Source organism: Microbacterium sp. (assembly GCF_031178525.1).
Taxonomy (GTDB): Bacteria; Actinomycetota; Actinomycetes; order Actinomycetales; family Microbacteriaceae; genus Microbacterium.
In genome coordinates, this window is record NZ_JAPSJA010000049.1 from 1 (window position 1) to 13,761 (window position 13,761).

Below are 13,761 nucleotides of genomic sequence, written 5' to 3' on the forward strand. Positions count from 1 at the left end.
CGTACGACATCACCGTGGCCGTGCACACCGACCACTGCCCCAAGGACGCGCTCGACAGCTTCCTGCTGCCGATCCTCGCGGCCTCCGAGGAGCAGGTGAAGGCCGGCGGCGCGCCGATCTTCCACTCCCACATGTGGGACGGCTCGGCCGTGCCGCTCGACGAGAACATCCAGATCGCCGGCGAACTGCTCCCCCGCATGCGCAACATCAACGCGATCCTCGAGATCGAGGTCGGCGTGGTCGGCGGCGAGGAGGACGGCGTCAAGCACGAGGGCTCCAACGAGGCCCTGTACACGACCGTCGCCGACGTCGCGAAGGCCGTCGAGGCGCTCGGCCTGGGCGACAAGGGCCGCTACATCTCGGCGCTGACGTTCGGCAACGTGCACGGCGTCTACAAGCCCGGCGGCGTCAAGCTGCGCCCCGAGCTGCTCGGCGAGATCCAGGAGGGCATCGCGGCACAGTTCGGCACCGACGCCAAGCCGCTCGACCTCGTCTTCCACGGCGGCAGCGGCTCGACCGACGAGGAGATCGCCACCGCGGTCGGCAACGGCGTCATCAAGATGAACATCGACACCGACACGCAGTACGCGTTCACGCGTGCGATCGCCGGCTACATGCTCTCCAACTACGAGGGCGTCCTGAAGGTCGACGGCGAGGTGGGCAACAAGAAGCAGTACGACCCGCGTGCATGGGGCAAGGTCGCCGAGACGGCGATGGCCGCGCGCGTGGTCGAGGCCACCAAGCAGCTCGGCTCGTACCGCCAGTCGCAGAAGGCCTGATCCGGACCCACGAACGCCCCGGCGCCGCACCGCGGCCCGGGGCGTTCGCCGTCCAGGCGACAGCGCCGGACGGGTCAGCCGGCGGCGGTGAGCTGCGCCTCGACGGCCGCGTACAGCGCGCGGGAGGCGACGAAGCGCGCCTCGTCGTCGGCCTGCGACAGCACGACGGCGTAGACGCGCACGGTCTGATCGCCCACCGTGACGTCCTTCGCCGACAGCAGGTTGCTGCCGTCGAGCGTTCCGGTCTTGATGCCGACGACGCCCGGGTCCGCCAGCAGGTCGTTGGTGTTCTCGACCAGGCCCGCACCGGGGAGCTCGACCTTCGGCGTCGCCACGATCTCAGCGATGACCGGATCGGCGAGCGCGAGCCTTCCGAGCTCGATGAGCGCCGACGGGGTGGCGGTGTTCGCCGGGTCGATGCCGGTCGCCTCAACGACCGTGACGTCCTCGATCCCGTGCGCGGGCAGGAACTCGGCGGCGGCCGCCGCGAACGCGACGTCGTCGCCCCAGATCTCTTCCACGAGGATGTCCGTGTAATTGCACGCCGAGCCCATCAGCATGCCCTGCAGCAGCTGGTACTGCGTCAGCACGCCTCCCGCCGGCACGGGCAGCGCCGACTCGTCGCGCGCCAGATACTCCTCGTAGGAGTCGTTCCACTTCTCGACGAAGTGGAACTCCGGACCATGCTCGCCGGGCGCGAGCGGCCTGGCATCCAGCACCATGAGCGCGGTGACGAGCTTCGTCACGCTCGCCATGGGATGGATCTCGTTCGAGGGAGTGAGCGTCTCGCCGTCGCCGACCGCCACGCCCGCGGCGCCCTCACGCGGCCAGGGGATGTCGGCGGTGTCGAGGACCGGAAGCGTCGCCTGCGCGACCTCCGACTGCTCCGCAGCGGCCGGCGGCGCATCCCCCGGTCCCACCGCCGAGTTGGCGAAGGTCGTGATGCCGGCACCGAGCCCCACGGCCAGCGCGATGAAGAGCCCGAAACGCGCGAGGCGCAGGCGACGTGTGCGGCTGAGGGGACTCATCGTCTCCCAGTCTGACCCACGCACCGTCGGATCGGCGGGAACCCGACCCGGATCCGCCCCCGAACCACCCCGGACCGATCCCCGACCCCGGGTGCGCTTCGCATCAGGGTGCCGGTCAGGTGCCCGACTGGCGCAGCACCGCATCCACGACCGCGGGATCCGACAGCAGCGCGACCGTGATGAGGATGCCCGAGACCGCGTTGAAGACGAAGCCTCCCACCAGCGGGATCCAGAACAGGATCCAGCCGCGCCGATGGGCGGCGTACGTCGCCCATGCGGTCACGAACCAGCCGGCCACGAGCGTGATGGCGGCGGCGATGCCCCAACCGCCCGTCGTGGTGAGGCCGACCTCATCCGCCTCGAGACCCAGCATCGTCAGCAGCGGCGCGGGATCCATCGTCGCCGGGATCGCACTCACCATGCTGAGCAGACCGTAGACGAGCAGTCCCACGGCGACGGCGCGATCGATCATACGGCCGGGCGTCAGTCCGGCACGGGCGGCGGGCGTGGCGGGGCTCGGTGGGGCGACGGGCGGAGGCGACGGCCGAGGCGGCTGCCGGATGCGTGCGGCCTGCTCCTCGGGCGTCGCGTACTCGCCGTACTGCGGGCGCGGTGCGCCCGGCGGCACTGCGCCGGATTCCGACTCGGTCACCTTGCTCCCTCGCTCAATCCGCTCGCGGAGGGCGAGGCGTCACGCTCGGCTCCGGCCGCCGATCGCGCGCGCGTCGCGGCGACCGCTCGAGTCCTGGCGCAGCTCCTTGGGCAGCGAGAACATCAGATCCTCCTCCGCCGTGCGCACCTCTTCCACGTCGCGGTAGCCCGCGCCGGAGAGATCGGCGAGCACCTCCTGCACGAGCACCTCGGGTACGGAGGCACCGCTCGTGACGCCGATGGTCTCGACGCCGTCCAGCCACTCCTGGCGCACCTCGTCGGCGTAGTCGACGCGGTAGGCGGCCTTGGCGCCGTGCTCGAGGGCGACCTCGACCAGACGCACGCTGTTGGACGAGTTCGCGGAACCCACCACGATGACCAGGTCGGCCTCGCGCGCGACCTTCTTGATCGCGACCTGGCGGTTCTGCGTCGCGTAGCAGATGTCGTCGGACGGCGGATCCTGCAGCTGCGGGAAGCGCTCACGCAGACGGCGCACGGTCTCCATGGTCTCGTCGACCGAGAGCGTGGTCTGCGAAAGCCACACGACGCGGTTCGGGTCGGCGACCTCGATCACGTCAGCCTCCTCCGGCGAGTTCACGATCGTCACGTGATCCGGGGCCTCGCCCGCGGTGCCCTCGACCTCCTCGTGACCGTCGTGGCCGATCAGCAGGATCTGATAGTCGTCGCGCGCGAAGCGGACAGCCTCGCGGTGCACCTTCGTCACGAGCGGGCACGTCGCGTCGATCGCTCGCAGGCCGCGGTCGGAGGCGGCGTTCACGACGGCGGGCGAGACGCCGTGCGCGCTGAAGACCACGTGGGCCCCTGTCGGCACCTCGTCGACCTCCTCGACGAAGATCGCGCCCTTGGCCTCGAGCTCGGTCACCACGTGGATGTTGTGCACGATCTGCTTGCGCACGTACACGGGGGCTCCGTAGCGCTCGAGCGCCTTCTCGACCGCGATGACGGCGCGGTCGACGCCCGCACAGTAGCCGCGGGGAGCCGCCAGCAGGACCCGCTTGTGTCCGGGGACCGGGATATCCTGAAGGGGCTCGCGACGGACCTGTGCACGGCGTGCCGGCACGGCGGGCACGGGCAACGAGATGGCGGTGGCGCTCACATCTCGATTCTACGGTCGGCCCCCTGTGCGGGGCCCGAGCGGCCCCGAGTTCCCGCCCGTCCGGAAGCACAGGGGCATGCGCCGTACCGAGCCACCGAAGGAGTCGAAGTGACGTCGTTCCAGCCCGTCGCCGTGGCAGGCGAGGCCCCGCCGCCCGACAGCGTCGCTCCCCGCGACTCCACGCCCGCAGCCCCCACGTCGATCCATCGCCTGAACCAGACGATCAAGGGGTTCATCGAGCGCTGGGGATCGGTCTGGGTGGAGGGCGAGATCACGTCGTGGAACGTGCGCGCCGGCGCCGTCTACGCGCGGCTGAAGGATCTGCAGGGCGACGCCCAGATCTCGATCCGCATCTGGTCGAGCGCACGGAACCGGATGCCGGCCGACCTGAAGGTCGGCGATCACGTGGTCGCGTGCGTGAAGGCCGACTTCTATCCGCGCGGCGGCGACTTCTCGTTCCAGGTCTCCGCGATGCGGCATGTCGGGCTCGGCGAGCAGCTCGAGCGGCTCGAGAAGCTGCGGGCGCAGCTGCGCGCCGAAGGGCTGTTCGACCCGTCGCGGAAGAAGCCGCTGCCTTTCCTGCCGCACTGCATCGGACTCATCACCGGCGAGCGCAGCGACGCCGAGAAGGACGTGCACCGCAACGCGGAACTGCGCTGGCCGCAGGTGCGCTTCCGCACCCAGTACGCAGCGGTGCAGGGCGACCGGTGCGTGCCCGAGACGCTCGCGGCGCTCAAGCGGCTCGACGCCGACCCGGACGTCGACGTGATCGTGATCGCGCGCGGCGGCGGCGACCCTCAGACCCTGCTGGGCTTCAGTGACGAGCGCCTGCTGCGCGCCGTCGCGGCCTCGCGGACCCCGATCGTGAGCGCGATCGGACACGAGAACGACCATCCGCTGCTCGACGACGTGGCGGACCTGCGCGCGTCGACCCCGACGGACGCGGCCAAGCGCGTCGTGCCGGATGTCGGCGAGCAGCGGGCCATCGTCGCCCAGCTGCGCTCGCGTATGACGATGCGTCTGACGCAGCGCATCTCGCACGACATCGCGCAGCTCGAGCAGCTGCGCTCGCGCCCCGCCCTGCGCTCACCCGAGCACCTCATCCGCACGCGCACCCAGGACGTGTGGCAGCTCGTCAGCCGCGGCCGCGACCTCGCCGAGCGCCGCGTCGAGCAGGGGCTGCTGCGGACGGCGGAACTCCGGGCCTCCCTGCGTGCGCTGTCCCCCGCCGCGACGCTGGCGCGCGGCTACGCGATCGCGCATGCGGACGGGGGCGTCATCCTGCGCGACGCGGATCAGGCGCCCGCCGGCACCCGCATCGTCGTCACACTGGAGCGCGGCTCCATCGAGGCGACGTCCACGCGTGAGGTCGCGGGTCCGACGAGCGCGAGCAGGACGTCGGATGCCGGCGGACCGGCGGCAGTGGGAAACGCCGGAAAGTAGGATGGGATCGTGACCTCCGACATCGCCGATTCCTCGCTCCCGGACGTCGCCACCCTCTCGTTCGAGCAGGCGCGCGACGAGCTCGTCCGCGTCGTCGGCGAACTCGAGCAGGGCGCCCCCACTCTCGAGCACTCGCTCGCGCTGTGGGAGCGCGGCGAGGCGCTTGCTGCCCGCTGCGACGAGTGGCTGCGCGGCGCCAAGCGCCGGCTCGAGGCGGCCCAGGCGTCCGGCGACACCGGAGACGACGCCTGATGGCCAAGGAGCCGCGCGTCGTCGCGGAGCTCGGCCGCCCGGAGACCGCAGAGGAGACGGCGGTCCGCAAGGCCGCGAACTCGAAGGCATATCGGGAGAGTCAGAGCTTTCGCAACCTGGTCATCGCCATGCTGGCGACGCTCGCGATCGTCGTGGTGGTCTTCTTCGCCGTGCCGCGCGGCGAGCCGGCGCCTCGCGCGGCGATCGATCCCGCGAGGATCGCCGCCGAGGCGACGGACCAGTACCCGACGGTCATCGTGCCCTCCGTGCCCGAGGACGCCGACTGGGCGGTGAACCAGGCGCAGTTCGAAGGCGCCGAGTGGCACATCGTCTATCTGCCCGCCGATCAGAGCTTCCTGCGTTTCGCGCAGGGCTTCGGCGTCGACGAGACGTGGGCGGCGCAGGTGCTCGGCGGCACGGCGCCGACGGACGAGCTCGTGATCGGCGACGTCACGTGGCAGGTGTACGAGGTGGACCCGTCCGACAACGCCAACGTGTCGTACGCGCTCGGCACCCAGGCGGGGCCGGACCACATCCTGCTGTACGGGTCGTCGACCCCGGAGAAGACCGCCGAAGCGGCGGAGATCGTCGCGCCCGACGTGCGCGCACTGGTGGAGGAGAGCGAATGACGCAGATGACGCCCGACGAGGCCTGGCAGACCATGCTCGAGGGGAACGCCCGCTTCGTGGCCGGCGAACCCGAGCATCCGCATCAGGACGTCGAGCGCCGTCACGACATCGCCGCCGCGCAGACCCCGCGCGCCGCGCTGTTCGGCTGCTCCGACTCCCGCCTGTCCGCCGAGATCATCTTCGACCTCGGACTCGGCGACCTGTTCGTCGTGCGCAACGCCGGTCAGGTCGTGGGCGACTCGATCGTGGGCAGCCTCGAGTACGCCGTCGAGGTGCTCAAGGTGCCGCTCATCGTGGTGCTCGGTCACGACGCGTGCGGGGCCGTGCGCGCCGCGATCGAGAGCACGCACGCCGACGCACCCCCGCTGCCTCCCACGATCTGGCGTCTGATCGCGCCCATCGTGCCCGCCGTGCGCCGCGTGCTCCGCGCCGGCGCGGCGGAGGGCGTCACGCCCGAGACCGTCGATGCCGACGCCGTCGGCCACGAGCACCTGCGCGACACCGTGTCGGCCCTGCTGCAGCGATCCGAGATCATCACGACCGCCGTGGCCGAGGGACGCCTCGCGGTGGTCGGCGCGAACTACCGCCTCGCCGAGGGCACGGTCGTGCCCGACGTGATCCTGGGCACCGGGCACGACGCCGCCTGACCCGCAACCGACCGAACCGATCCACCCTGAACCGCATCCGGAGGACGAAGAAGTGACCGAGATCGAGTACCGCATCGAGCACGACACGATGGGCGAGGTGCGCGTGCCCGCATCGGCGCTCTACCGCGCGCAGACCCAGCGCGCCGTGGAGAACTTCCCGATCTCGGGCAAGGGGCTGGAGTCGACCCAGATCGCCGCGCTCGCGCGGATCAAGAAGGCCGCCGCGCTCGCCAACAAGGATCTCGGCACGCTCGACGGCACGATCGCCGATGCGATCGCTGCCGCCGCGGACGAGGTCGTGACGGGCGCGCACGACGCGCACTTCCCCGTCGACACGTACCAGACGGGCTCGGGCACGTCGTCGAACATGAACATGAACGAGGTGCTCGCCACGCTCGCGACGCAGAAGCTCGGCGCCGACGTGCACCCGAACGACCACGTCAACGCGTCGCAGTCGTCGAACGACGTGTTCCCCACGTCGGTGCACGTCGCGGTGACGCAGGCGCTGATCGAGGACCTCGTGCCGGCGCTCGACCACCTCGCGGAGGCCTTCGAGGAGAAGGCGGAGCTGTGGAAGGACGCCGTCAAGTCGGGGCGCACTCACCTGATGGACGCCACCCCGGTCACGCTGGGTCAGGAGTTCGGCGGCTACGCCCGGCAGATGCGCCTCGGCATCGAGCGCGTCGAGGCGGCGCTCCCCCGCGTCGCGGAGGTGCCGCTCGGCGGCACGGCCGTCGGAACGGGCATCAACACGCCGCTGGGCTTCCCGCAGAAGGTCATCGAGCTGCTCGCCTCCGAGACCGGCCTGCCGATCACCGAGGCGAAGGATCACTTCGAGGCGCAGGCGAACCGCGACGGCCTCGTCGAGGCGTCGGGCGCGCTGCGCACGATCGCGGTGTCGCTCACGAAGATCAACAACGACCTGCGCTGGATGGGTTCGGGCCCCAACACCGGCCTCGGCGAGCTGCACATCCCGGATCTGCAGCCGGGCTCGTCGATCATGCCGGGCAAGGTCAACCCGGTCGTGCCGGAGGCCGTGCTCATGGTCGCGGCGCGCGTGATCGGCAACGACGCCACGGTGGCGTGGGCCGGCGCGTCGGGAGCCTTCGAGCTCAACGTCGCGATCCCCGTGATGGGCACCGCGCTGCTCGAGTCGATCCGCCTGCTCGCGAACGCCTCGCGCGTGCTCGCCGACAAGACGGTCAAGGGCCTCGAGGCGAACCTCGAGCGCGCCGCGGCCTTCGCCGGCATGAGCCCGTCGATCGTCACGCCGCTCAACAAGCTGATCGGCTACGAGGCCGCCGCGAAGATCGCCAAGCACTCGGTCGCCAAGGGCATCACGGTGCGCGAGGCCGTGATCGACCTCGGCTACGTCGAGCGCGGTGAGATCACCGAGGCGCAGCTCGACGAGAAGCTCGACCTGCTCTCCATGACGCACGCGGGCTGACCCGCGGGAGCGGATCAGCCGCGAGGAGCCCGGAGGACATCGTCCTCCGGGCTCCTCCTGTCATCGAGCGGAGAAGGGACGCCGGGCACAACTGCCCATCCGTCGTTCTCCTTCGCGTCACCCGGCGCTCCTACCCTGGGCACCCCGTGCGACAACGACTCACGAAGGAGCATCGATGCCCTCGCGCACCCAGACCCGCGGTCTCATCGCGGCCGCCGCCGCCGTGGCACTCGCCCTCGGCAGCGCCGCCCCGGCCCTCGGCGCATCGCCCACCACGACAGGCCGCCAGGACGAGGGCCACGGTCATCGCGGCGACCGCGACAGGTCGCTGCGGGTGGCGACCTACAACCTCTCGCTGAACCGAAACGAGCCCGGGCAGCTCGTCCGCGACCTGTCGACCGGCACGGACGCGCAGGCACGCACGGTCGCCGAGATCATCCAGCGGGCCAAGCCCGACGTGGTGCTCCTCAACGAGTTCGACTACGTCGAGGGCGGCGAGGCCGCCGACCTCTTCCGCGAGAACTACCTCGAGGTCGGCCAGAACGGGGCGCGTGCCGCCGACTACCCCTACGCGTTCGTGGCGCCGTCGAACACCGGCGTGCCGAGCGGCTTCGACCTCAACAACGACGGCGCGGTCTCCGGCGGTGACGACGCGCTGGGCTTCGGCGCGTTCCCTGGCCAATACGGGATGCTGGTGCTCTCGAAGTACCCCATCGTCGCCGAGCAGGCCCGCACGTTCCAGCACTTCCTCTGGAAGGACATGCCCGGAGCGCTGCTGCCCGATGACCCGGCCACGCCCGCACGCGCCGACTGGTACACGCCCGAGGAGCTCGCGGTACTGCCGCTGTCGAGCAAGTCGCACTGGGACGTGCCCGTGCGCGTCGGCCGGGAGACCGTGCACATCCTCGCGTCGCACCCCACTCCCCCGACCTTCGACGGTGCGGAGGATCGCAACGGCGCCCGCAACCACGACGAGATCCGCTTCTGGGCCGACTACGTCACACCACGCGCGGGACGCTACATCTACGACGACGAGGGCCGCCGCGGCGGCCTGTCGCCCGCCGCGTCGTTCGTGATCGTCGGCGACCAGAACGCCGACCCGCTGGACGGCGACTCCGTCGACGCGGCCATCGACCAGCTGCTCGACAACCGCCGCATCCAGGACCCGCGCCCATCCTCCCGCGGCGCGGTCGAGGCTGCGGCACTGCAGGCCGGGGCCAACGCGACGCACCGAGCCGACCCGCGCTATGACACGGCCGACTTCGCCGACACCGCGCCGGGAAACCTTCGCGCCGACTACGTCCTGCCCTCGCGCGACCTCCGTGTGACCGGCTCCGGGGTCTTCTGGCCCGTGCAGGACGATCCGCTGTCGTCCCTGACCGGGGTCTACCCGTTCCCCTCGAGCGACCACCGTCTGGTCTGGGTCGACATCGCGCTGAAGCGCGGCAAGCGCTGACCGATCCGCGCTCAGAGCGAGAACGGGCCCGGAGGTGGATCCTCCGGGCCCGTTGCATCGCCGCGCCGCTCAGCAGCAGCGCGACCCGGGATTCGCGTCCTGCTCGCTGTAGACGCAGCGCCAGTACTCGGCGGGCGTCATCGGCTCGCGATCCGGATGCACGGCGCGCTCGTGGGCGAGGTAGGAGTCGTACCTCGACTCGCCCGTCACACCCCTGACGAACCACACCAGCCCGCGCCAGGCCCGGCCGGCCACTCCCACGAGAGTGATCGGCCGGGACTGCGGGCGCATGTCAGTGACCACGGGTCGGCTGCATCTCCTCGGGAAGCGCGTCCCACTCCTTCTCGAGCGCACGCTCCTCGGCCGTGGCGAACAGTCCCGCGGGGGCGAAGCGCCGCGACGGCACTGCCGCGTCCTCGTTGTCGATCACGTCCGTGGCGCGGAACGCCTTGATCACCTGGATGATCGCGACCGTGATGACGATCGCGGCGAGCACGAGGAACACGATCGAGAGCGTGCCCTGCACCGCCGTGTTGCGCACGGTGGCCTCGGCCGCCGCGAGCTTTGCCGCGTCGTCGGCGCCCGGCGCGAAGTCGGCGTAGGTGCCGTCGGCGATGCCGTCGCGGAACTTCACGTGGTTCGCCCAATAGCCCACCGCCGGGGTCGGCGAGAAGATCTTCTGGATCGAGCCGGTGAAGGTCACGACGGTCACGAAGGCGAGCGGGACGGCGACGACCCACAGGCCCTTGAACGTGCGGCGCCGGGCGATGATCACCATCACGACCGCGAGGGCGATCGCCGCCAGCAGCTGGTTCGAGATGCCGAACAGCGGGAACAGCGTGTTGATGCCGCCCAGCGGGTCGGTCACGCCCATGAGCAGCACGGCGCCCCAGCCGGCGACCATGATCGCCGTGCAGATCCACGCGCCCACACGCCAGGACGTGTCCTTGAACCTCGGGACGATGTTGCCGATCGAGTCCTGCAGCATGAAGCGCGCGACGCGAGTGCCGGCGTCCACCGCCGTCAGGATGAACAGCGCTTCGAACATGATCGCGAAGTGATACCAGAAGCCCAGCCACGCCGTGCCTCCCAGCCACTGGTGGAGGATGTTGGCGAGACCGAATGCCAGCGTCGGTGCGCCGCCCGTGCGGGAGATGATCGATTCCTCGCCCACGCCGGCCGCTGCGCCCGAGAGCTGCTCGGCCGTGACGTTCACGCCGGTGAGGCCGAGGTTGTTGATAAAGGCGACCGCGCCCTCGACCGTGCCGCCCGTGACGGCCGGCGACGAATTCATCGCGAAGTAGATGCCCTGATCGATCGTGATCGCGGCGACGAGCGCCATGATGGCGACGAACGACTCCATGAGCATGCCGCCGTAGCCGATGAAGCGGGTCTGCTTCTCCTTCTCGACCATCTTCGGCGTCGTGCCGGACGAGATCAGCGCGTGGAAGCCCGAGAGGGCGCCGCATGCGATCGTCACGAACAGGAAGGGGAACAGACTCCCTGCCCACACGGGACCGGTCTCACCGGCCGCGAAGATGCTGAACGCCGGCATCTGCACGGTCGGCTGCACGAAGAGGATGGCCACCGCGAGCAGCACGATGACGCCGATCTTCATGAACGTCGACAGATAGTCGCGCGGCGCGAGCAGCATCCAGACCGGCAGGACGGCGGCGACGAAGCCGTAGATGATGATGCACCATGCGATGGTCGTGCGGTCGAGACCGAAGATCGCCTGGCCCCACTCGCTCGCGCCGACGTACTGGCCCGCCACGATCGCGGCCATCAGCAGCACGAAGCCGATCAGGGAGACCTCGGCGATCTTGCCCGGGCGGATCCAGCGCAGGTAGGCGCCCATGAACAACGCGATCGGGATCGTCATGGCGACCGAGAAGACGCCCCACGGGCTCTCCCCGAGCGCGTTGACCACGACGAGCGCCAGGATCGCCGTGATGATGATCATGATGAGCAGCGTCGCGAGGATCGCGGCCGCGCCGCCGAAGCGGCCGAGCTCGTCCTTCGCCATCTGCCCGAGCGAGCGGCCCCCGCGACGCATCGAGAAGAACATGACGAGGTAATCCTGCACGGCGCCGGCGAGCACGACGCCGACGATGATCCAGATGGTGCCGGGCAGGTAGCCCATCTGCGCCGCGAGCACGGGACCGGTCAGCGGGCCGGCGCCGGCGATGGCGGCGAAATGGTGGCCGAACAGGACACGGCGGTCGGTCGGCACGTAGTCCTTGCCGTCCGCCTTGTATTCGGCCGGCGTCGCACGGCGGTCATCCGGCCGCGTGATCAGCCGCTCGATGTACTTGGAGTAGAAGCGGTAGAAGATCAGATAGGTCGCGACGGCCGCGAAGACGAACCAGATCGCATTGACGGTCTCGCCGCGCACGATCGCCAGCATCGTCCAGCCGAGACCGCCGAGCAGAGCGATGACGGCCCAGATCACGACCTTCAGCGGCGTCCATCTCGACTCGTCCTCGACCGCGACGGGCGGCAGCGCCCGCTCTCTGGTCCGGGATCTGGTGTCAGACATGCTGGGGCTCCTTCGTCGCGCACACGCAGAAAACGCGGCCGACGGTGGCCGCATTCTGGGATTTTACTGAACGCGGGCGCTCTCGTCGCCCGCACACGCGAGACGGCCCGGTCCGCTCGGACCGGGCCGTCTCGCGTCACCTGTCAGGCGAGCTCCCCGACCTCCAGGAGGTCGGTGACGAGGGCCGCGATCGCCGAGCGCTCCGAACGCGTGAGCGTCACGTGACCGAACAGTCCGTGTCCCTTCAGGGTCTCGATGACGCTCGCGATGCCGTCGTGACGACCGACACGCAGGTTGTCCCGCTGCGCCACGTCGTGCGTGAGCACGACGCGCGAGTTCTGCCCCATCCGGCTGAGCACCGTCAGCAGGACGTTGCGCTCGAGCGACTGCGCCTCGTCGACGATCACGAACGCGTCGTGCAGGGAGCGCCCGCGGATGTGCGTGAGCGGCAGGACCTCGAGGATCCCTCGCTGCACGACCTCGTCGAGCACGTTCGTCGAGACCACCGACCCGAGCGTGTCGTAGACCGCCTGACCCCAGGGGTTCATCTTCTCCGCCTGATCGCCCGGCAGGTAGCCGAGCTCCTGACCGCCGACCGCGAACAGGGGACGGAAGACGATGATCTTCTTCTGCTGCTGCCGCTCCAGCACCGCCTCGAGGCCCGCGCACAGCGCGAGCGCCGACTTGCCGGTGCCCGCACGCCCGCCGAGCGACACGATCCCGACCTCGGGGTCGAGCAGGAGGTCGATCGCGATGCGCTGCTCGGCCGAGCGGCCGTGCAGGCCGAACACGTCGCGGTCGCCGCGCACGAGCTTCAGCTCCGCGTCGCCCGTCACGCGCCCGAGTGCCGATCCGCGCTCCGACTGGATCACGAGACCGGTGTTGATCGGCAGCCCGCGCACGTCGTCATGCGACGCGACCTCGCTCTCGTACAGGTCGGCCATGTCGTCGCCCGAGAGGTGCAGGGGCGCGATGCCGGTCCATCCGGAGTCCACGGCCTGCTCGGCCAGGTACTCCTCGGCGGAGAGTCCGAGGGAGGCGGCCTTGACGCGCATCGGCAGGTCCTTCGAGATCACGGTGACCTCGTTGCCGTCCTGCGCGAGGTGCATCGCGACGGCGAGGATCCGGGTGTCGTTGTCGCCGAGGCGGACACCGCTCGGCAGCACGCTCGGATCGGTGTTGTTGAGCTCGACGCGCAGCGTGCCGCCCTCGCCGACCGGCACGGGGAAGTCGAGACGGCCGTGCTCGACCCGCAGCTCGTCGAGGTGGCGCAGCGCCTGGCGGGCGAAGTAGCCCAGTTCGGGGTCGTGCCGCTTGCCCTCGAGCTCGGTGATCACCACGACCGGGATCACGACCGAGTGCTCGGCGAAGCGGAAGAACGCGCGAGGATCGCTCAGCAGCACCGACGTGTCGAGCACGTAGGTGCGCAGAATCTCCACGCTGTCGCTGGGTGAGGCCTGGCGCGCACCGGTCTTGTGATCCGTGGTGCTGGTGCTGCGACGGCTGGCCTGCTGAGTTGTGCTGATGGTCACGCCCCACTCCCGACCCGGGAACCTTGCCCGGCTTCATCGAGTCGACCTGGGGGCCACGAGTCGCGATCCTGGATGGCCGACTCGATCGGGCGCCTTGCCCGATGCGCTCACGGTAAGCCCCACCGGCACGGATGCGCCACGAATGACAGGCGTGTCGTTCGTTACGATTTCGTGAACGGAGACCGGCGTTCCGGCGGGGTCTACGAGCGCTGCTGCGCGAACGCCGCGCACGCCTCGTCGA

13 protein-coding genes are annotated in these 13,761 nt (G+C 70.3%); 7 read left to right on the forward strand and 6 right to left on the reverse strand.

Annotated features, from left to right (window positions below; translation table 11 throughout):
* The coding region (gene fbaA / locus RIF89_RS05265) for a class II fructose-bisphosphate aldolase (protein WP_309068092.1) at positions 1 to 779 on the forward strand (779 nt) is incomplete at its 5' end.
* 74 nt (positions 780 to 853) lie between these two features.
* On the opposite strand, the gene RIF89_RS05270 is transcribed toward fbaA, so the two are convergent.
* From RIF89_RS05270 to RIF89_RS05280, 3 genes are all read right to left on the reverse strand, one after another.
* On the reverse strand, positions 854 to 1,807 hold the full coding sequence (locus RIF89_RS05270; protein WP_309068093.1) for a hypothetical protein: 954 nt from the start codon (positions 1,805 to 1,807) through the stop codon (positions 854 to 856).
* A 115-nt stretch (positions 1,808 to 1,922) separates the two neighbouring features.
* Positions 1,923 to 2,459: a DUF6264 family protein gene (locus RIF89_RS05275; protein ID WP_309068094.1), complete on the reverse strand. Its 537-nt coding sequence runs from the start codon at positions 2,457 to 2,459 to the stop codon at positions 1,923 to 1,925.
* 39 nt (positions 2,460 to 2,498) lie between these two features.
* The gene (locus RIF89_RS05280) at positions 2,499 to 3,539 is read right to left on the reverse strand and encodes a 4-hydroxy-3-methylbut-2-enyl diphosphate reductase (protein ID WP_309068103.1); all 1,041 of its coding nucleotides are present in this window, start codon (positions 3,537 to 3,539) and stop codon (positions 2,499 to 2,501) included.
* Positions 3,540 to 3,683: 144 nt separating this feature from the next.
* Here RIF89_RS05280 and xseA point away from each other — a divergent pair, with 144 nt between their 5' ends.
* From xseA to RIF89_RS05310, 6 genes are all read left to right on the forward strand, one after another.
* The gene (gene xseA / locus RIF89_RS05285) at positions 3,684 to 5,018 is read left to right on the forward strand and encodes an exodeoxyribonuclease VII large subunit (RefSeq protein ID WP_309068095.1); all 1,335 of its coding nucleotides are present in this window, start codon (positions 3,684 to 3,686) and stop codon (positions 5,016 to 5,018) included.
* Positions 5,019 to 5,027: 9 nt separating this feature from the next.
* A complete protein-coding gene (locus RIF89_RS05290) occupies positions 5,028 to 5,270 on the forward strand; it encodes an exodeoxyribonuclease VII small subunit (protein ID WP_309068096.1) in 243 nt (80 codons plus the stop codon).
* Complete coding sequence (locus RIF89_RS05295) at positions 5,270 to 5,899, forward strand: DUF4245 family protein (protein WP_309068097.1); 630 nt, start codon at positions 5,270 to 5,272, stop codon at positions 5,897 to 5,899. Before RIF89_RS05290 ends, RIF89_RS05295 begins: the two co-directional genes overlap by 1 nt.
* Positions 5,896 to 6,546: a carbonic anhydrase gene (locus tag RIF89_RS05300; RefSeq protein ID WP_309068098.1), complete on the forward strand. Its 651-nt coding sequence runs from the start codon at positions 5,896 to 5,898 to the stop codon at positions 6,544 to 6,546. The genes RIF89_RS05295 and RIF89_RS05300 overlap by 4 nt, the downstream gene beginning before the upstream one ends.
* A gap of 52 nt (positions 6,547 to 6,598) precedes the next feature.
* Positions 6,599 to 7,993, forward strand: a complete 1,395-nt coding sequence (locus RIF89_RS05305; RefSeq protein WP_309068099.1) for a class II fumarate hydratase — start codon at positions 6,599 to 6,601, stop codon at positions 7,991 to 7,993.
* 175 nt (positions 7,994 to 8,168) lie between these two features.
* Positions 8,169 to 9,449, forward strand: coding sequence for an endonuclease/exonuclease/phosphatase family protein (locus tag RIF89_RS05310; protein WP_309068100.1), 1,281 nt, complete (start codon positions 8,169 to 8,171; stop codon positions 9,447 to 9,449).
* Between the two features lie 69 nt (positions 9,450 to 9,518).
* Here RIF89_RS05310 and RIF89_RS05315 read toward each other — a convergent pair whose 3' ends face one another.
* The 3 genes from RIF89_RS05315 to RIF89_RS05325 all read right to left on the reverse strand — a co-directional run bounded on the left by RIF89_RS05315 (position 9,519) and on the right by RIF89_RS05325 (position 13,427).
* Positions 9,519 to 9,752 carry a YbdD/YjiX family protein gene (locus RIF89_RS05315; protein WP_309068101.1) on the reverse strand — a complete coding sequence of 78 codons (234 nt, stop codon included), beginning with the start codon at positions 9,750 to 9,752 and terminating at the stop codon, positions 9,519 to 9,521.
* Positions 9,742 to 11,988, reverse strand: a complete 2,247-nt coding sequence (locus tag RIF89_RS05320; RefSeq protein ID WP_309068102.1) for a carbon starvation CstA family protein — start codon at positions 11,986 to 11,988, stop codon at positions 9,742 to 9,744. The genes RIF89_RS05315 and RIF89_RS05320 overlap by 11 nt, the downstream gene beginning before the upstream one ends.
* A 143-nt stretch (positions 11,989 to 12,131) precedes the next feature.
* The gene (locus RIF89_RS05325; RefSeq protein ID WP_309068104.1) at positions 12,132 to 13,427 is read right to left on the reverse strand and encodes a PhoH family protein; all 1,296 of its coding nucleotides are present in this window, start codon (positions 13,425 to 13,427) and stop codon (positions 12,132 to 12,134) included.
* Positions 13,428 to 13,761 lie beyond the last annotated feature (334 nt).

What these genes read in the sequence shown, in the direction of transcription:
- RIF89_RS05300 (WP_309068098.1), top strand. Translation starts at nt 5,896, where the DNA reads ATGACGCAGATGACGCCCGACGAGGCCTGGCAGACCATGCTCGAGGGG.
- RIF89_RS05310 (WP_309068100.1), top strand. Translation starts at nt 8,169, where the DNA reads ATGCCCTCGCGCACCCAGACCCGCGGTCTCATCGCGGCCGCCGCCGCC.
- RIF89_RS05320 (WP_309068102.1), bottom strand. Translation starts at nt 11,988, where the DNA reads ATGTCTGACACCAGATCCCGGACCAGAGAGCGGGCGCTGCCGCCCGTC.
- RIF89_RS05295 (WP_309068097.1), top strand. Translation starts at nt 5,270, where the DNA reads ATGGCCAAGGAGCCGCGCGTCGTCGCGGAGCTCGGCCGCCCGGAGACC.
- RIF89_RS05270 (WP_309068093.1), bottom strand. Translation starts at nt 1,807, where the DNA reads ATGAGTCCCCTCAGCCGCACACGTCGCCTGCGCCTCGCGCGTTTCGGG.